Here is an 18,348-nt window from a genome sequence, read left to right as displayed (position 1 = left end):
CCCACCGGCTCAGCCGACGGAGGAGTAGGCCACGACGCCTCGCCGGATCGCGTCCATGGCCCGGCCCGCGACGCCGCGCACCGCGCTGCCGGGCGGAGCGGCGTCCGCGACCTGCCCGAGCATGTCCAGCAGCTGCTTCATCCAGCGGACGAAGTCGCCGGCCGTCAGGTCGGCGTCGGCCAGCACGGCGTCCAGCTGATCGCCGCTCGCCCACCGGTGCGCCGCCCAGGCGAAGCCCAGGTCCGGCTCGCGCAGGAACGCGACCCGGTGATCCTTCTCGATCTCCTGCAGCTCGCCCCACAGCCGGAGCATCTCGGTGAGCGCCTCCCGCACCGGCCCGGCCGGCACGCGGGGCGCCCGCCCGTCCTCGGGCTGCCGGGACTCGTACACCAGCGCCGACACGAGCGCGGCGAGCTGCGCGGGCCCCAGGTCGTCGAAGAGGCCGGCGCGCAGGCCCTCGGCCGTGAGCAGGTCCAGCTCGGTGTAGATGCGCCCGAGCCGGCGGCCCTCGTCGGTGACCCGCTCGCCGTCGAGGTAACCGAGCTGCTCGAGCACGGCGCAGACCCGGTCGAAGGTCCGGGAGATCACCTGCGAGCGGCCCTCGACGCGGCGGCGCAGCGCCGCCGTCTCCTTCTCCAGCCGGAAGTACCGCTCGGCCCAGCGCGCGTGGTCCTCCCGATCGGAGCAGCCGTGGCACGCGTGCTCACGCAGACGGCGCCGCAGGTCGGTGATCTGCGAGTCCTCGCGCGTGGAGTCCGGGTGCTTCTGCGGGCGGGGCTTGTCGAGGTGCGCCGTCTTGTTGCGCAGCGTGGAGGCCAGGTCGCGGCGGTGCTGCGCCGACCTGCGACTGAACCACTGCGGGATCTTGATGCGGTCCACCGGCTCGACCGGCCCCCGGAAGTCGGCCAGGGCCAGCTGCTTGACCTGCCGGTTGATGGTGAGGACCAGCGGAGACGGGTCGTCGGAGCGCTTCCCGGCCCCCGGCTCCAGGACCACCGCCGCGCCGGCGAACCGGCCGTGCGGGACCATGATGACGTCCCCGAAGCGCAGGCGCTCCAAGGAGCGCGCCGCCTCGGCACGCCGGGTGCCCGACCGCTCCCGGGCCAGCTCCCGCTCGCGTTCGGTCAGGCGCTGCCGCAGCCGGGCGTACTCCATGAAGTCGCCCGTGTCGCACGTCGCCGCCTCCAGGTAGCCCTCCAGGGCCTCCTCGTTGCGGCGCAGCTGCTTGGCGAGCCCGACGACGGCGCGGTCGGCCTGGAACTGCGCGAAGGACTCCTCCAGGAGGGTACGGGCGCGTTCGCGGCCGACCTGCCCGACGAGGTTCACCGCCATGTTGTAGGAGGGGCGGAAGCTGGAGTTCAGCGGGTAGGTGCGCGTGCCGGCCAGGCCTGCCACCGACGCCGGGTCGACGCCGGGCGCCCACAGGACGACGGCGTGGCCCTCCACGTCGATGCCTCGCCGCCCGGCCCGCCCGGTCAGCTGGGTGTACTCACCGGGGGTCAGGTCGGCGTGCATCTCGCCGTTCCACTTGACGAGACGCTCGATCACGACGGTGCGGGCGGGCATGTTGATGCCCAGCGCCAAGGTCTCGGTCGCGAAGACCGCCTTGATCAGCCCTTCGGTGAACAGCTCCTCGACGATCTCCTTGAACGTCGGCAGCATGCCCGCGTGGTGGGCGGCCAGGCCCCGCTCCAGCCCGGCCAGCCACGTGCCGTAGCCGAGGACCTCCAGGTCGGCCCGTGGGATGTCGGCGGTGCGCGCCTCGACGTGCGCCCGGATCTGCTCGGCCTCCTCCTTCGAGGTGAGCCGCAGCGCGGAGTACATGCACTGCTCGACCGCCGCGTCGCAGCCGGCGCGGCTGAAGATGAAGGTGATCGCGGGCAGGAGCCCGGCGCGGTCCAGCCGGTCGATGACGTCGGCGCGCGACGGCGGCCGGTAACGCTCGGGACGGCGCTCGCGCCTGCGGCCGCTGCGGCGGCTCTGGTTGATCCTCGTACGCCGCAGGTCGTCGAGCGCGAACCGGCGCAGGTCCGGGTTGACCTTCGTGTGGTCGTCGTCGACGAACAGGTCGTACAGCCGGTTGCCGGCCAGCATGTGCTGCCACAGCGGCACCGGGCGCTCCTCGTCCACGATGACGGTGGTCTCGCCGCGGACCTCCTGCAGCCACTCGCCGAACTCCTCGGCGTTGCTGACCGTCGCCGACAGCGCCACCAGCCGCACCGACTCGGGAAGGTGGATGATCACCTCTTCCCAGACGGCGCCCCGGAACCGGTCGGCGAGGTAGTGCACCTCGTCCATGACGACGTACGCCAGCCCCGACAGTGTCGGCGACCCGGCGTACAGCATGTTGCGCAGGACCTCGGTCGTCATGACGACGATCGGCGCCTCGCCGTTGATGGCGTTGTCGCCGGTGAGCAGCCCGACCTTCCCGGTGCCGTACCGGCGCACGAGGTCGGCGTACTTCTGGTTCGACAGCGCCTTGATCGGGGTGGTGTAGAAGCACTTCTGGCCGCCCGCCAGCGCCAGGTGCACCGCGAACTCGCCGACGACGGTCTTGCCCGACCCGGTGGGCGCGGCGACGAGCACGCCGTGGCCGTCCTCCAGCGCGCGGCAGCCGTCGACCTGGAAGAAGTCCAGGTCGAAGTCGTACAGGCTTTGGAACTCGGTGAGCGCGGGCGTGAAGCCCGCCATGCGCTGCCGGTGCGCGGCGTAGCGCTCCGCGGGGGTGGTCATGGGTCAAGCCTACGGATCGCCGGTGACCGAAACGGCTGCCCTCCCGGGATCAGGCGCTCGATCAGGTCGCCGCACCGTCGTGGTGGGGTCTAGACGCGCTCGCCGTCCTCGATCTCGCCGTCCGGCAGGTCGAGCGGCGAGGCCTCGTCGTCGGACAGGTCGGCGTACGGGTCGGGCCGGGCGGCCTTACGCCGGTCGTGGACATAGGCGATGATCTCCGCGACCTCGAACAGCACCACGGTCGGCAACGCCAGCGCCATCATCGTGAACGGATCCTGGCTCGGCGTGGCCACCGCCGCGAACACGAACAGACCGAAAATGATCAGCCGGCGGGACTTGCGGATGCGGGCGTGCGTCAGCACCCCCGCCAGATTGAGGATCACGACGATCAGGGGCAGCTCGAACGTCACCCCGAAGACCAGGAGCATCGCCACCGCGTAGCCGAGATAGCTGGACACGGTGATCAGCGCGGTGGTGCCGTTCGGGACGAAGCCGAGCAGGATGCCCAGCCCCTTGTCGAGGGTCACGTAGGCCAGGACCGCACCACCGGCGAACAGCGGGACCGAGGCGGCCAGGAAGATGTACGTCCACCGGCGCTCACGCTGGTACAGCCCCGGAGCGATGAACGCCCAGAGCTGGTACAGCCAGATCGGTGAGGAGACCACCACGCCGACGATCAGCGAGATCTTCAGGTTGAGGAAGAAACCCTCGGTCAGGCCGTTGACGACCAGGCCGCATCCCTTGCCCAGGCGGTTCTTCTCCGGGAGCTGGCAGTACGGCTGCTGGAGGAACTTCCAGATGGGGTCGAAGAACCACAGCCCCACGCCGGTGCCCACGACGATACCCAGGAAGGACTTGATCAGGCGGCTGCGGAGCTCGCGGATGTGCTCGATGAGCGGCATGCGCCCATCGGGATTCGCACTCCGCGACGGCTTGGTCGTCATGGTCTGTGATTGTGGCAGTCGGTCAGGACTTCTTGCCGTGCTCCGTCTGGGACAGCGGCACGCCACTGACGGTGGTGCCGTCGTCGGCCGGGGCGTTCAGCTGCGGCGCCTGGGCGTTCGCCTGCTGCTCCAGGAGCGCCGCCTGCTCACGGAGCCGGGCCGCCTGCGCCCGGGCGTCCTGCGGCTGCGCCTGCGTGCGCGGCTGCTCATCGTCGTCGCTGATCAGGCCCTTGGTCTCGGACTTGAAGATGCGCATCGACCGGCCGAGCGAACGAGCGGCCTGGGGCAGCTTCGCGGAACCGAACAGCACCAGGATGACGACCGCGATGATCAGAATTTCCCACGGGCCAAGGTCAGGCATACTCAGTCCTCTTCAGCAGTGGCTCTTTCTCATCCGATCGTACGCTGTCGGGCCGGATGTCTCACTCCCCCGACCCCTCAAGACGACGCATCTCACGGACGAGCTTCGCGTGTTCCGGCTCCAGACGCTCCCTGGTCCGCCGCAGTTCACGGCCCAGACCGCGCACCGCGAGCGACACCTTGATCGCGCAGCCGGCCAGAACGACCATCCCGGCGAAGGCCAGCGCGACGTACAGCATCATCCACGGCACAGGCCGACCCTAGCGAATTCCGCTCACGCGTCGTAGAGCTTGAGGGCGCGGGCGGCGTCCTCGCGGACGTGCGCGGCCAGGTCGGCGGGCTCGGTGATCCGGCCGCTGCCCGCCAGCCGCAGCGCCAGGCGCCGCACCCAGCGGACGTCCCGGGTGCGCAGCACGACGCGGACCCGGCCCTCCCCGAGCTCGGTGACGCTCTCGCACGGGTAGTGGTCGGCGACCCAGCGCCCGGCCGGGGACAGCTCGAAGGTCACCCGCACGTCCTCGGGCGAGGGACGGAACAGCCCGTCGTCCAGGTCGAGCGGCTCGGCCTCCTCCGGGATGCTCGAGGGAACGTCGAGGACCTGCAGATCCACGATGCGGTCCAGGCGGAACAGGCGCACCGCCTCGGCGCGGCGGCACCAGCCCTCCAGGTAGGACCAGCCGTCGACGATGAGCAGCCGCATGGGGTCCACGTCGCGCACGGTGTTCTCGTCCCGGCCCGGCACGTAATAGGTCATCCGGAGGCGACGCCCCTGGTCCAGCCCCGACCGCACCTGGACCAGGACGTCCGGGTGGACGTCCAGTTCGACGGCTACCTGGCTGCTCGGCCGGGCGGCGGCGCCCGCCGCCTCCTCCAGCTTGGCGATCACCCGGCTCACGGCGTCGCCGTGCTCGGGGATCTCGGCGATCGTGCGCAGCGCGACCAGCAGGGCGGCGGCCTCGTCGACGTCGAGCCGCAGCGGCCGGCTGATCGACTCCGCCTCGCACACCACGATCTCGCCGCCCTCGTAGGACAGGTCGATCGGGCAGTACGGGTCGGGCGCGCGCAGCTCGACGCACCACAGCAGGTTGAGGTCGTCGATGATCTGCTTCTCGGTCACGCCGAAGGCCGCGGCGGCCTCCTCGACACTGACCGAGCTGCGGTTGATGACGTACGGCACCAGGGCCAGCAGCCGCCGCAGCCGTTCCGAGGAGCTCACTGGCACACCGCCTTCAGGTGCTGGATCATCGCGTCGCGTATGTCGGGCGGGTCGACGACCACGACGTCGTCGGCGAACCCGGCGAGGTAGTCGGCGAGCCGCTCCACCTCGGCGAACGTCAGCTCGGCCAGGTCCCATTCGTCGTCGTCGCGGCGGATGTTCGCCGCCCAGCGCCGGATGCCGTCCGCCGCGCCCCGCCGCAGCCGTACGGTGGCCGTGCGCCGCGCGGGCGCCGGGCCGCCCATCGAGGTGACGACCTCCCGCAGGTCGACGCCCTCCGGGACCGTCACCGCACCGGCGGGGCCGTCGGCGACGACCTCGCCCCTGATGCGGCTGAGCCGGAACACCCGGGTCTCCCCGCGGTCGCGGTCATGGCCGGCGACGTACCAGCGACCGCGCCTGCTGACCACACCCCACGGCTCCAGGTGCCGGCGCTGCGGGCCGCTGCGCCCGACGCCCTGGTACTCGAAGGTGACGGACCGGCGGTCGCGGACGGCCCGCCACAGCGCCGGGAAGGCGGGCTCGTCGGCGCCGACCCTGGGCTCGACGCCGAGGGAGGCGGCCTCGTCGGTGTCGATCCCGGCCGCGCGCAGTTTCAGCAGGGCCCCGGAGGCCGCCTCGGCCAGGCTGGCCCGATGCCAGACCCGGGCGGCCAGCCCGAGCACGGCGGCCTCGTCGGGGGTGAGCTGGATCTCCGGCAGCTCGTACGCCTGGCGCTGGATCCGGTAGCCGGCCTCCTCGTCGCCGTCGCTGCCCATCTCGAGCGGGATGCCGAGCTCGCGCAGCTCCTCCTTGTCGCGCTCGAACATGCGCTTGAACGCCTCGTCCCCGCCGGGATAACCCGGCACGGCCTGGCGGATCTGCTCCGCGGTGAGGTACCGCCGGGTGGCCAGCAGGCACACCACGAGATTGAGCAGCCGCTCGGTCTTGCGGCGCGACATCGTCACTCCTTCTGGCCCGTCCCCGTGGCCTCCGACGCTACCGTTGGCGGGTGATCCGATGGCGCAAAGGCACGGTTGTCAAGATACGCCGCGAATGGCCCGGAGCGGTCGAACTCGACGTCACGATCGACGACGGCGAAGCACGCGCCCTGGCCTATCCGGCGCTGGTGGGACGGCCCCGCCCGGGCGACACCGTGCTGCTGAACACGACGGCGCTCGCGATGGGGCTTGGCACCGGAGGGTACGCGATGGTGGTGGCGGTACCCGACCGTTTCCCGCCCGATCCGTCCGGTCCAGGCCATCTGGTCAAGGCACGCTACACCCCGCTGCAGGCTACGGTGCTCGGCGCGGACGAGCAGGACTCCGCACACCACGAGGTTCTGCGCGACGCCGAGTCGGTCGCCGGCATGCCGGTCGTCGTCGCCGACCTGCACTCGGCGCTGCCGGCGATCATCGCGGGACTGCACCTGGACCGCCCCGGCACCCGCGTCGTCTACGTCATGCCGGACGGCGGCGCGCTGCCCGCCTGGTTCTCCCGGACGATCGCGGCGCTGCGCGAGGCCGGGGCGCTGGCCGCGACGGTGACCGTCGGCCAGGCGTTCGGCGGCGACCTGGAGGCGGTGACCCTGCACACCGGCCTGCTCGCCGCGCGGCTGGTGCTCGACGCCGAGGTCGCGATCGTCGCGCAGGGCCCCGGCAACCTCGGCACGGGCACCCGGTGGGGCTTCTCGGGCGTGTCGGCCGGTGAGGCGGTGAACGCCGCCGCCGTCCTGGAGGGTCGCCCCGTCGCGTCCCTGCGGGTCAGCGAGGCGGACGCCCGTGAGCGCCACCAGGGGATCTCCCACCACAGCCTGACCGCCTACGGTCGCGTCGCGCTGGCGCGGGCGCAGGTGGTCGTGCCGGATCTGCCGGGCGCGTTCGGTGACCGGGTGCGGGCCGAGGCGAAGCCGCTCGGCGAGCGGCACGAGCTCGTCACCGTGTCCGTGGACGGGCTGGAGGAGGCGGTGCGCGACTCGCCGGTACGGGTGTCGACCATGGGCCGGGGCCTGGACGAGGACCGCGCGGGGTTCCTGGCGGTGGCCGCCGCGGGCCGTCATGTCGCAAATCTCCTAAGGTGACGCCTTTATGGCATAGATCCTAAGTCGAGAATCGCCCAAGCCGCACGGAAATGTCCTTCTCATTACCGTTTGATTGTTTTACCGGTACAACGCCGGAGGATGCTGGAAGTCGAAGGCCATATCCCGAGAGAGGAGCATATCCCTACCGGCCTTCCCGCTTTTCCGGCAGCGAGGAGAACACCGTGCCCAGCAGGACCAGCGCCTCTGCCGGCCTGGCGGCGATCGCCGTGACGGCCGGCACGCTCTTCATGACCTCGCCCGCGTCCGCCCAGAGCACCGCGGCGCCGACGCACGTCAGCACCGTCGCGGCCCAGGTGAGCGCGAGCGCGCCGTACGGCGACGGCTGGTGGTGGCGACACCGTCACTTCCGGCACCCTCACCACTTCCGTCACCACCACTTCCGCCATCACCACCGCTTCTTCCCGCATCACCGCTTCCGGCACTTCGGGGGCTCCCACGAATTCGGCTTCGGACACGGAGGCTTCCACCGTGCGGGCTTCCGCGACTTCGGGTTCCGCGGCGGCGGGTTCGGCGGCTTCGGGGGGAATGTGAACCGGAACGTCAGTGTGGTGTCGAACAATTTCGGGATCAGTAACACCAGCACCAACGTCGGCGTTTCCCATGGGTGGTGAAACGGCAACAGAGCACAAAGGCGCCGGAGTGTATGCTCCGGCGCCTTCGGTAACGGCCTTTACGCTGTAGATCATATCTGGACGAGGTCGCCGACCGGGTCGTACATCTGCCGGAACGTGAACGCCTCCGGTGCGGGGCCGTCACGGCGCACCCGCTCCAGACGCTCCCGCGCCTCCTCCAGCGACGGGATCCGGCCCGCCGGGACCCACCACAGGACGACGTATGGCTCCGCCATGCGCAGGAACCACTCGCGGCGCCGCCGCAGCGCGTCGAGGTGCGCCGACCGGTAGGTGAAGTCCCACAGCGCCTCGCGCGACTCCCAGACCGACATGGTGATGATCACATCGTCCCCGTAGGGCCGGATGCTCGTCGCGTCGTCGGCCTCACCGTCGGTCAGTCGCCAGACGAACCCGGGCGCCGAGTCGGCCAGGGCATTGATGGGCGGGAAGAGGGCCAGGAACTCGGCCATCGCCGGGGCGTCGAGGGGCGCGCGGAGGCGGGCCACGTTGAACTGCGCCAAGTGGTGGTCGGTCATGGGCGCCAGCAGACCATCACTCCAGGCTCTATGTCAACTCTCATTATTTTTAGAATCCAGCACCACACAGCACTCCCCCGGCCGCGGATCCATACGCGCCACCACCCCGGTCGCCCCCAGGCCCTCCACGAGGCCCTCCAGCAGCGCCAGGTTCATCCCGCAGACCAGAGGCGGGAACTCCGCCGCCAGCGCGTGGAAGGGGCAGTTGCGCAGGCGCAGCCGCCCGCCTTCGCGGTACGGCTCGTATCCCCGGGCCGCCAGCGCGGCCTCCACCCGGTCGCCCACCTCGTCCCCGGCCCCGTCCGGAGCCGCGCCCGTACCGTCCTCGGGCCGTGGTTCGGCTTGAGCGGCCTCGGGCGGTGCGGCTCCGGCGGACCGGCCGTGGACCCGCGCGAGCCGTTCCAGGACCTCCTCGCCGCCGACCGTCTCCACGACCTCGGCGAGCAGCGCGGCCACGGCGCGGTAGTCGCGCGGCGGCACGCTCACCACCCGCTCCGCCGCCGAACGCCGGTACAGCTTCGCGGGACGCCCGGCCCCCGGGCCCGTGCGCCCGGCGGGCCGCCGGAATACCGCCTCCAGCAGACCGACCTCGGTCAGCCGGTCGAGGTGGAACGCGGCCAGGGTGCGCTGGACGCCGGCGGCGTCCGCGGCCTCCGCGCGGCCCACGTCGTGAGCCTGCCCGGCCACGTACTCGTAGAGCCTCCGGCGTACCGGGTCCTGCAGGGCCGCGATGGCCTCGACGTCGTCCACACGCCGAGTCTAGGGACGGCACGGAACGCTCCCGCGCATCGGACGGCGACCGCCGACGGCCCTCCTCGCGCGGGACGTCAGTACGCCGCGAGGACGTCGATGACGAAGGCCAGGGTGTCGTTCTTCTTGATCCCGGAGGCGACGTGTCCCTTCGCGCCGTAGCCGTCCTTCGAGGGGATCACGACGAGCACGCGGCTGCCGACCCGCTGCCCGACCACCGCGCGATCCCAACCATCGATCATCTGACCGGCACCGGCCACCACCGAGTCCGGGCGTCCCCGGCCCCGCGAGTCCTCGAACACCTTGCCCGTCCGCCAGATCTGCCCGAGATCGTGGAAGACGACGAGCTGGTGCGCCTGGACCGGCGGACCGCTCCCCTGAACGATCGTCCGGATCCGCAGTCGCCCCGGTGGCGCCGTCGACGGGATCTTCATCGTCGGCGTCGCCCCGGACGTCACCTGCGGCATCGCCGGGTCGTTCTGCGGCTGCGGCTGTCCCTGCGCGCTCGCGCCGTTGTGATACGTCGCGATCACGTCGAGCACGAAGACGATGGAGTCGCCGGCGCCGATCTGCCACGGCGCGTACCCGCCCGCGCCGTACCCCTGGTTCGGCGGGACGACCGCCAGCACCCGACCGCCCGGCCGCTGGCCCTCGAGTGCCTTGTTCAGGCCGGTGACCAGGCGGCCGTACGGGAACATCGCGGGCCGCCCGGCGTCGTAGCTGCTGGCGACCAGCTTGTGGTCACCGCCGTTCCAGCGGTACCCGACGTAGTTGGCGACCACGAGATCGCCGTCGGTCACCTTCGAGCCCTTGCCCTTGCGCAGCGTCTCGATCTTCAGCTTCCCCGACGGTGACGACCCGGGGATCGTCACCGTCGGCTGCCGGCCCACGACACCGGCGACCTTCAGGCCGTCGGGCAGGCCGCCCCCACTGCACGCCGTGACGGCGACGAGGGGAAGCACCGCCAGCGCGGCCACCCGCCGCATGCGCGAACCTCCGGACACCGGGCGATCAGAACGAGCCGAGGACGTCGACGACGAACACCAGCGTGTCGGTGCCCTTGATGCCGCCCTGCGGGGAGCCCTGCGAGCCGTATCCCTCCTTCGGAGGCACCACGAGCAGGACCCGGCTGCCGGCCTTCTGACCGACCAGGCCGGTGTCCCAGCCCGGGATGACCTGCTTGACGCCGATCGGGAACGACGCCGGCGCGCCGCGCTTCCAGGACGAGTCGAAGACCTGCCCGTTGCGCCACAGCACGCCGTGGTACTGCGCGACCAGCGTCTGGCCCTTCTGCACCACCGGCCCGTTGCCCTGGATCAAGGTCTTGACCTGGAGCTTGTCGGGGGCGTCCGTGGACGGGATCTTGACCGTCGGTGCGGCGCCGGCCGCTCCGGCGGTCACCGTCGGCAGCTTGGGATCGTCGACCTTCTGCGGCGTGCCCTGCGCCGACGCGGTCTTGCCGAAGGCGTTCAGCACGTCGACCGTGACGACGAAGTCGTCGGTCTTGGCGAGCTGCAGCGACTGGGCGATCTGGTCGCCGACCTCCTGGTACGGCAGGGTCATCACCAGCCGCGTGCCCGCCTTGCGCCCGACCAGGGCCTTGTCGAGCGCGGACAGGCCGGTCAGCTGCCCCGACTGCCCGATGATCGGCTGCTTCTTCGTGTAGGTGTTCAGCAGCTCCTTGCCGCCGCCCTTGGCGCCCCACTTGTAGGCGACCAGCTGGGCGACCACCAGGTCGCCGTTGGCCACGGCGGCGCCCGACCCGTGGACCGCCTCCACGACCTGCCGCTTGACGCTCGGCTTGTCCTTCGGGACCTTGATCGTCGGCGACTTGCCGAACGCGCCCGTGACCTTCACCGACGGCGGCGGGAGCGTCTCGTACCAGACCGCCGCGGAGGTCGCCACGCCGATGAGCACCACGGCGGCGGTCACGAACAGGATCCTGCGCCGCTTCGCCTGTGCGCGGGTGCCCGAGCGCGGCGCGCCCCGGCCCTTGGCGCCCAGCGCGTGCGGCGTGAAATCGGTCCGGGTGATCTCCTGGGCCGCCGGAATCTTCAGCTTGATCGGGTCCGGATGCGCGAACCGGCTCTTCGGCCCGTCGTCCGTGTCATCGTCGGTGTCGTCGTCGCCCGAGCCGGCGTCGGAGTCGGTCGCGTCGGCGTCCTCGGCCGCCTTCTCCGCCTCGTTCTCGGGCTCACCCACGGTGTCCTGTGGCTCCTCGGTCTCCGCCCGTGCGTCCTCCGTCTCGGGCCGCTCGGCGGCTCCGGGCTCGCCGCCCGCTGGGGCGTCCGCCGCCGGGGCGTCCGCCCCCTCGGCGTCCTGCGGCTCGTCCGTACGCGTCTGCGCGCGGCCTTTGACTTCAGACATCTTCTCCACCGTTCCGCGGGTACGACGACTATCGCGACAAGGCCCCCACCCTGTCAGCGGGCATCTAAAGGTAGCGTGAGATGGCCGCTACATTCCCGCGATCAGCTTGTCGACGCGGTCATCGACCGACCGGAACGGGTCTTTGCACAGGACCGTCCGCTGTGCCTGGTCGTTCAGTTTCAGATGCACCCAGTCGACCGTGAAGTCCCGCCGCTTCTCCTGCGCCTTGCGGATGAACTCCCCGCGCAGCCGTGCCCGCGTCGTCTGCGGCGGCACCGACTTGGCCTGGAAGATGTCCAGGTCCCGGGCCACCCGCTCGACCGCGCCCTTGCGCTCCAGCAGGTAGTACAGGCCGCGGCCGCGGTGCACGTCGTGGTAGGCGAGGTCGAGCTGCGCCACCCGCGGCGAGCTCAACGGCAGGTCGTACTTGCGCCGATACCGCTCGATCAGCTGGAACTTCGTCACCCAGTCGATCTCGCGGGCGACGAGGTCCAGGTCACCGGTCTCGACCGCGCGCACGGTCCGCTCCCACAGGTCGAGCACCCGCAGCACCACCGGGTCCGCGCCGCGCCGGTCGATGAACTCCCGTGCCTTGTCGAGGTACTCCTTCTGGATCTCCAGCGAGCTGGCCTCCCGGCCGTTGGCCAGGCGCACCTTCCGCCGGCCGGTCATGTCGTGACTGACCTCCCGGATCGCCCGGATCGGGTTCTCCAGCGTCAGGTCGCGCATCACGACCCCGGCCTCGACCATGCGCAGCACCAGGTCCGTCGCGCCGACCTTGAGCAGCATCGTCGTCTCGCTCATGTTCGAGTCGCCGACGATGACGTGCAGCCGGCGGAACCGCTCCGCGTCCGCGTGCGGCTCGTCCCGGGTGTTGATGATCGGCCGCGACCGCGTCGTCGCGGACGACACGCCCTCCCAGATGTGCTCGGCGCGCTGGCTCACGCAGTAGACCGCGCCCCGGGGAGTCTGCAGCACCTTGCCGGCGCCGCAGATGATCTGGCGTGTGACGAGGAACGGGATCAGCACGTCGGCCAGCCGGCCGAACTCGCCGTGCCGCCCGACGAGGTAGTTCTCGTGGCAGCCGTAGGAGTTGCCGGCCGAATCGGTGTTGTTCTTGAACAGGTAGATGTCACCCGCGATGCCCTCCTCACGGAGGCGTCGCTCGGCGTCGACGAGCAGACCCTCCAGGATCCGCTCCCCCGCCTTGTCGTGCACGACGAGTTCGTCGACGCTGTCGCACTCGGGCGTCGCGTACTCAGGATGACTGCCGACATCGAGGTACAGCCGTGCCCCGTTGCGCAGGAACACGTTGCTGCTACGGCCCCACGACACCACCCGACGGAACAGGTACCGCGCCACCTCGTCGGGTGACAACCGCCGCTGCCCTCGGAAGGTGCACGTTACGCCGTACTCGTTCTCCAACCCGAAGATGCGCCTATCCACATCCGCAAGGCTATGCGTCCGAAGGCCGCCGTTGGTAGAGATCACCTACCACGAGCTACGGCCTTTACGTTGTAGATCAATAAAAGAGGCCGCCCGCCGCGCCCCGGAAGGGCACGACGGGCGGCACCACGCGTCACTCCGCGGCGGTGTCCCCGGCCCCGGAATCCGGCTCACCCTGCGTCTCGGCGGACTCCGCCTCCTCCAGCAGCGCCCGGATCCGCGCCGCCGGCAACCGCCGGAACAACCGGTGCGTCCGGTTCCGGTCCAGCACCGCGACCTCCAACTGCTCCGCCTCCAGGTGCCGGTCGGCGTCCTGCCGCTCCAGCGCCCGCACCCCCAGCCGAAGCGCCCGCGCCAGCGGCTGCCCCTCCTCGTAGTGCTCCTGCAGCGCCGCCGCGACCTGGTCGGCCTGCCCGCCCATCGCGACGTAACCGTGCTCATCGGCGACCGACCCGTCGAAGGTCAGCCGGTAGATCTGGTCCGAGGCGGCGTCCTCACCCAGCTCCGCGACGACCAGCTCCACCTCGTACGGCTTGTTCATCTCGGTGAACACCGTGCCCAGCGTCGTCGCGTACGCGTTCGCCAGGCCCCGCGCGGTCACGTCACGGCGGTCGTACATGTACCCGTTGACGTCGGCGTAGCGCACACCGGCCTGACGGAGGTTCTCGAACTCGTTGTACTTGCCGACCGCGGCGAACGCCATCCGGTCGTAGATCTCGCTGATCTTGTGCAGCGCACGGGACGGATTGTCGGCCACGAACAGAATGCCGTCGTCGTACTGCAGCACGACGACGCTACGGCCGCGCGCGATGCCCTTACGCGCGTAGTCGGCCTTGTCCTTCATCTGCTGTTCGGGCGACACGTAGAACGGCATGGACACCGGTGGCGTTCCTTACTACTCGTTCACAACTAGATCGCGGACGTTACAGCAGCGGAGCCGACGGCCCGCCGGGCGATTGCATCCGCCCCTCGACGACCCGCTCCGCCAGACCACCGACCTCCTCGTCCGGCAGCCGCCGGTACCCGTCGGAGGTGACCACGGCGACCACCGGGAAGATGCGGCGCGCCAGGTCCGGACCGCCGGTGGCCGAATCGTCGTCCGCCGCGTCGTACAGCGCCTGGAGGGAGGCGATCGCCGCGTCCTCCTCCGCCAGATCCGCCCGGAACAGCTTCTTCAGCGCGCCCTTGGCGAACACCGACCCGGAGCCGATGCTGTAGAAATCGTGCTCCTCATAACGCCCGCCGGCCGGGTCGTAACTGAAGATCCGGCCCTTGTCCCGATCCTCGTCGTAACCGGCGAACAACGGCACGACCACCAGCCCCTGCAGGGCCATGCCCAGGTTGCCCCGGACCATCGTGGCCAGCCGGTTGGCCTTGCCCTCCAGCGAGAGCGTGCGGCCCTCCATCTTCTCGTAGTGTTCCAGCTCGACCTGGAACAGGCGCACCACCTCGAGGCCGATGCCCGCGGTACCGGCGATCGCGACGGCGGAGTACTCGTCGGCGCGGTAGACCTTCTCGATGTCCCGCTGAGCGATCACATTGCCCGCGGTCGCCCGCCGGTCGCCCGCCATCACCACACCGCCCGGGAACGTGATCGCGACGATCGTCGTGCCGTGCGGGATCTGGTCCCCTGCCGACACCCCCGCCGGAAGCTCACGCGTCCCCGGCAGCAGCCCCGGCGAGTACGACGACAGGAACTCGGTGAACGACGGGGGGCCCTGGCTCATGAACGCGCCCGGCAGACGCCCCGGCGCGGAACCTTGCGACGTCACACGACTCCTTCCAAAGGCAACGGATGCGATGCGCCTCCGCAACTCAGACCCTACTGTCACTGCGACGTCAGGCGCATTCCGCGTGATCCCTGCCCCCGTCCGCCCAGGGCGAACCCGACTCCCTCAGTGAGCGGACGTCAAGACGTACTCCGGCGGCCCCAGTGGCTCCCGCGGCAACGCCTCTAGATCGGGGAACCCCGGATCCCTCAGGTCCAGCGGGGGAAACCGCGACTCCGACGGCTCCGCACTCGCAACCATCACATCCGTCTCCCAAGGGTCCTCGGAGTCCCCCTCGGCCATCGCGTGCAGCAGCGCGAGATCGTCTGTGCACGCCCGCCCCAACTCCCAGCCGGGATCGACGACCCCCTCCGATCGACGCGGCCGCACGACGGCCACCTCATAGCCGCCGTCCCCGGTAAGCGAAAGCCCCGACAGCCCGCCCGTGAGGTACTCGATCGCCCGCCGCACCACCCACGGATCGTCCCGAAGCTGCCCCATCCCTGAATTGCAGTCGCCGCACAGGACGCCCCGTACGACCCCGGTGACGTGGTCGTGGTCGATGTGCGCTGTGGCGGCCGTACGGCAGATCAGGCAAAGACCACCCTGCCGGTCGATCATTCGGTCCACCTCATCCGCACCGATCCCGTAGCGCCCGGTCAGGTGATAGTGGCGATGACTCTTGGATCCGCCTCGGGAGCGGCCCCGTGTCCGTGCTTCCGGCCGGTACGGCTCGACCAGCCTGCCCTCGAGATAGTCCACGGCCCGTCGCATGACCGCGGCGTCGTCCTTGAACTGACCGAGCGCGCCGTTACAACTGAAGCAGAGCAAGCCCCGCACTTCACCGGTGGCGTGATCGTGGTCGACGTGCAACGACCGGCGGTGCAGGCAGATCAGGCACAGTTCCCCATGCTTTCTGGAAAGCGCCTCGACCTCTTGCTCGGTAAGTCCGTAGCGGCGCTTGAGGTGATAATTTCGCGTACTTCCGTGCTGCTTGATCTTCTGTTCGGCCATCACGGAATTGTGGCAAGGCTTGCAGTAAGCCGCCCGCCCGCATTTCTCCGCTCGGTTACTCCCGAACTCGAAGAGACTCTTGATCTCCCCACAGCGTGGACAGTACTTAGAGCCGTCCGGCACGTCCGGACGGTCCCGCACCGCCTTGCCCTGCGCATCCATCCGCTTGCGGTAGCTCGCCTTCGAACGAGCCCTGAAGCATTCTTTGCAATAACGCGCAAGGCCGTCGGCCATGCGCTTATTGCTCCCGAACTCAGAGGCAGATTTTAACTGCCCGCAATCAGGACACCTTTTCGACTCCCCCGAATCGGACATATGCGGTCATTCACCGCCTTTTTGGACGTAGCTACGGACGAATTCCTCCGCATTTTCCTCTAGGACCTCGTCGATTTCGTCCAGAATTGCGTCGACGTCGTCGGTCAGTTTCTCCTGGCGCTCCTGGACGTCCTCGCTGGGCGCGGCCTGGGTCTCGTCGACCTCTTCCTCGCGCCGGGTCGTCTGCTTCTGACCGCCGGTGTCCCTCGTTGCCATGAGTGATCCTCCCGTTCGTGCCGAGACCTTGACTCTATCGTCGCCCGCCGACATGGAGTGGATCACGCACCGTGTGCCACGCCGATCGACGGTTGGTCTTCTGACGCCGTTATCGCCAGTAGCGATCTCCGCGAAACGGTCATAACCGTCACAACTGTGCAGCGATCACAGCCGCCACCCACCTGGGCATCCGCCCGTACGCGCGCCGAGGAGGGCGTACGGGCGGGCGCGGGTCACTCGCCGGTGAGGGCGGCGACGAGGTCGGCGGCGGTGCGGCAGCGGTCCAGGAGCGCCCCGACGTGCGCCTTGGTGCCGCGCAGCGGCTCGAGCGTCGGGACCCGCTGCAGGGACTCCCGGCCGGGTACGTCGAAGATGACCGAGTCCCAGGAGGCCGCCGCGACGGAGTCGGCGTACTGCCGCAGGCAGCGGCCGCGGAAGTAAGCGCGGGTGTCCTCGGGTGGGTTCTCGATCGCCGCGTCGATGTCGGCGTCCGTGACGATGCGCTCCATGCGCCCGCGGGCGGCGAGGCGGTTGTACAGGCCGCGCTCGGCGCGGACGTCGGAGTACTGCAGGTCGACGAGCTGCAGGCGCGGGTGGGACCAGTCGAGCCCGTCGCGGCTGCGGTAGCCCTCGAGAAGCTCGAGTTTGGCCACCCAGTCGAGCTCGCGGGACAGCTGCATCGGGTCCTCGCCGAGCCGCTGCAGGACCGACTCCCAGCGGGCGAGGATGTCGGTGGTCAGGTCGTCGACGTCGCTGCCGAAGCGGTCCTCGACGTACTTGCGGGACTGCTCGAGGTACTCCATCTGCAGCTGGACGGCGGTCATCTTGCGGCCGTCGCGCAGCGTGAGCAGGTGCTTGCAGCTCGGGTCGTGGGAGATCGCCCGCAGGGTGGCGACGGGCATGTCCACCGACAGGTCGACGGTGAGGAAGCCGTCCTCGATCATGGCGAGGACCAGGCCCGTCGTGCCGAGCTTGAGGTACGTGGAGACCTCGCTCATGTTCGCGTCGCCGATGATGACGTGCAGCCGGCGGTACTTCTCCGGGTCGGCGTGCGGCTCGTCACGGGTGTTGATGATGGGGCGCTTGAGGGTGGTCTCGAGGCCGACCTCGACCTCGAAGAAGTCGGCCCGCTGGCTGATCTGGAAGCCGTCGCCGCGGCCGTCCACGCCGATGCCGACCCGGCCGGCACCGCAGACCACCTGCCGGGTGACGAAGAACGGCGTGAGGTGCCGGACGATGTCGGAGAACGGCGTCTCCCGGCGCATGAGGTAGTTCTCATGGCAGCCGTAGGAGGCGCCCTTGTTGTCGGTGTTGTTCTTGTAGAGCTGGATGGGGTGGGTGCCCGGGACCCGGGCGGCCCGGGCGGCGGCGTCGGCCATGACGCGCTCTCCGGCCTTGTCCCAGATGACGGCGTCCCGGGGGTTGGTGCACTCGGGCGTGGAGTACTCCGGGTGGGCGTGGTCGACGTAGAGGCGGGCCCCGTTGGTCAGGATGACGTTGGCCAGCCCGAGGTCCTCGTCGGTCAGCTGGGAGGGGTCGGCGACCTCCCGTGCGAGGTCGAAGCCGCGAGCGTCGCGGAGGGGGTTCTCCTCCTCGAAGTCCCACCGCGCCCGCCTGGCCTTCGCCGCCGATGCCGCGAGGTACGCGTTGACGACCTGTGAGGAGGTCACCATCGCGTTGGCCCCTGGCTGACCGGGCACGGAAATGCCGTACTCGGTCTCGATACCCATCACCCGCCGCACGCTCATAGCTCCGAGCCTAGTGCGCGATGGCGGTGGTCCAGCGCGGCGCGGCGGGATCGTGATGCGAAACGCGTCGTGAGAGCGGGGTGGGGGTGCCCGCATGCGGTCATCACGGGCCCGCTGGGGCGGCGGGCGGACCGGGACGGGGAAGGTGTCCGGGGCAGCCGTCGCGGCGGCGTACGGGGGCTGTGGGCGCGCCTGACGCGGCCGGGTGCGGCATTACCCGGCAGACTCCGCCGAAGCGCTGCC

General features: G+C 70.3%; 18 protein-coding genes. 2 read left to right on the top strand and 16 right to left on the bottom strand.

The features are described from left to right. Window positions 1–9 precede the first annotated feature (9 nt). The 6 genes from ABEA24_RS35705 to ABEA24_RS35680 form a co-directional block, all read right to left on the bottom strand. A complete protein-coding gene (locus tag ABEA24_RS35705; RefSeq protein WP_345436692.1) occupies window positions 10–2,733 on the bottom strand; it encodes a DEAD/DEAH box helicase in 2,724 nt (907 codons plus the stop codon). Between the two features lie 89 nt (window positions 2,734–2,822). Next, a complete protein-coding gene (gene tatC / locus ABEA24_RS35700) occupies window positions 2,823–3,677 on the bottom strand; it encodes a twin-arginine translocase subunit TatC (RefSeq protein WP_345436690.1) in 855 nt (284 codons plus the stop codon). 22 nt (window positions 3,678–3,699) lie between these two features. Further along, the gene (tatA, locus tag ABEA24_RS35695) at window positions 3,700–4,038 is read right to left on the bottom strand and encodes a Sec-independent protein translocase subunit TatA (RefSeq protein WP_345436688.1); all 339 of its coding nucleotides are present in this window, start codon (window positions 4,036–4,038) and stop codon (window positions 3,700–3,702) included. Between the two features lie 61 nt (window positions 4,039–4,099). Beyond that, complete coding sequence (locus tag ABEA24_RS35690) at window positions 4,100–4,288, bottom strand: hypothetical protein (protein ID WP_425551277.1); 189 nt, start codon at window positions 4,286–4,288, stop codon at window positions 4,100–4,102. A gap of 23 nt (window positions 4,289–4,311) precedes the next feature. Further along, the gene (locus ABEA24_RS35685) at window positions 4,312–5,253 is read right to left on the bottom strand and encodes a helix-turn-helix transcriptional regulator (RefSeq protein WP_345436686.1); all 942 of its coding nucleotides are present in this window, start codon (window positions 5,251–5,253) and stop codon (window positions 4,312–4,314) included. Continuing rightward, window positions 5,250–6,194 (bottom strand): helix-turn-helix transcriptional regulator, encoded by a 945-nt coding sequence (locus ABEA24_RS35680; protein WP_345436685.1) that lies wholly within the window; start codon window positions 6,192–6,194, stop codon window positions 5,250–5,252. The genes ABEA24_RS35685 and ABEA24_RS35680 overlap by 4 nt, the downstream gene beginning before the upstream one ends. A 50-nt stretch (window positions 6,195–6,244) precedes the next feature. On the opposite strand from ABEA24_RS35680, the gene ABEA24_RS35675 reads away from it, so the two are divergent. Together ABEA24_RS35675 and ABEA24_RS35670 are read left to right on the top strand one after the other, a co-directional pair. After that, window positions 6,245–7,312, top strand: coding sequence for a DUF3866 family protein (locus tag ABEA24_RS35675; protein ID WP_345436683.1), 1,068 nt, complete (start codon window positions 6,245–6,247; stop codon window positions 7,310–7,312). A gap of 182 nt (window positions 7,313–7,494) precedes the next feature. Then, a complete protein-coding gene (locus ABEA24_RS35670) occupies window positions 7,495–7,944 on the top strand; it encodes a hypothetical protein (RefSeq protein ID WP_345436681.1) in 450 nt (149 codons plus the stop codon). A gap of 71 nt (window positions 7,945–8,015) precedes the next feature. Here the strand turns inward: ABEA24_RS35670 and ABEA24_RS35665 are convergent, their stop codons facing one another. From ABEA24_RS35665 to dop, 10 genes are all read right to left on the bottom strand, one after another. Beyond that, a complete protein-coding gene (locus tag ABEA24_RS35665; RefSeq protein ID WP_345436679.1) occupies window positions 8,016–8,480 on the bottom strand; it encodes a DUF3291 domain-containing protein in 465 nt (154 codons plus the stop codon). Window positions 8,481–8,513: 33 nt separating this feature from the next. Further along, a complete protein-coding gene (locus tag ABEA24_RS35660) occupies window positions 8,514–9,230 on the bottom strand; it encodes a helix-turn-helix transcriptional regulator (RefSeq protein WP_345436677.1) in 717 nt (238 codons plus the stop codon). A 77-nt stretch (window positions 9,231–9,307) separates the two neighbouring features. Beyond that, a complete protein-coding gene (locus ABEA24_RS35655) occupies window positions 9,308–10,234 on the bottom strand; it encodes an FKBP-type peptidyl-prolyl cis-trans isomerase (protein ID WP_345436675.1) in 927 nt (308 codons plus the stop codon). A 7-nt stretch (window positions 10,235–10,241) separates the two neighbouring features. After that, entirely contained in the window at window positions 10,242–11,597 is a 1,356-nt protein-coding gene (locus ABEA24_RS35650) for an FKBP-type peptidyl-prolyl cis-trans isomerase (protein ID WP_345436673.1), read from the bottom strand. A gap of 87 nt (window positions 11,598–11,684) precedes the next feature. Beyond that, the gene (gene pafA / locus ABEA24_RS35645; protein WP_345436671.1) at window positions 11,685–13,043 is read right to left on the bottom strand and encodes a Pup--protein ligase; all 1,359 of its coding nucleotides are present in this window, start codon (window positions 13,041–13,043) and stop codon (window positions 11,685–11,687) included. A 133-nt stretch (window positions 13,044–13,176) separates the two neighbouring features. Next, window positions 13,177–13,917, bottom strand: coding sequence for a proteasome subunit alpha (prcA, locus tag ABEA24_RS35640; RefSeq protein WP_345436898.1), 741 nt, complete (start codon window positions 13,915–13,917; stop codon window positions 13,177–13,179). Between the two features lie 49 nt (window positions 13,918–13,966). After that, the gene (prcB, locus tag ABEA24_RS35635; protein WP_345436896.1) at window positions 13,967–14,770 is read right to left on the bottom strand and encodes a proteasome subunit beta; all 804 of its coding nucleotides are present in this window, start codon (window positions 14,768–14,770) and stop codon (window positions 13,967–13,969) included. Window positions 14,771–14,938: 168 nt separating this feature from the next. Continuing rightward, window positions 14,939–15,826, bottom strand: coding sequence for an endonuclease VII domain-containing protein (locus ABEA24_RS35630; protein WP_345436669.1), 888 nt, complete (start codon window positions 15,824–15,826; stop codon window positions 14,939–14,941). 321 nt (window positions 15,827–16,147) lie between these two features. Then, window positions 16,148–16,357, bottom strand: coding sequence for a ubiquitin-like protein Pup (locus ABEA24_RS35625; protein ID WP_252844060.1), 210 nt, complete (start codon window positions 16,355–16,357; stop codon window positions 16,148–16,150). A gap of 233 nt (window positions 16,358–16,590) precedes the next feature. Next, window positions 16,591–18,105 carry a depupylase/deamidase Dop gene (gene dop / locus ABEA24_RS35620; protein WP_345436664.1) on the bottom strand — a complete coding sequence of 505 codons (1,515 nt, stop codon included), beginning with the start codon at window positions 18,103–18,105 and terminating at the stop codon, window positions 16,591–16,593. Window positions 18,106–18,348 lie beyond the last annotated feature (243 nt).

Origin of the sequence: Actinoallomurus vinaceus (assembly GCF_039542055.1) — a bacterium.
Classification (GTDB): Bacteria; Actinomycetota; Actinomycetes; order Streptosporangiales; family Streptosporangiaceae; genus Actinoallomurus; species Actinoallomurus vinaceus.
Note: the sequence above shows the minus strand (reverse complement) of the source record. Positions and strands in the feature narration are given on the sequence as shown.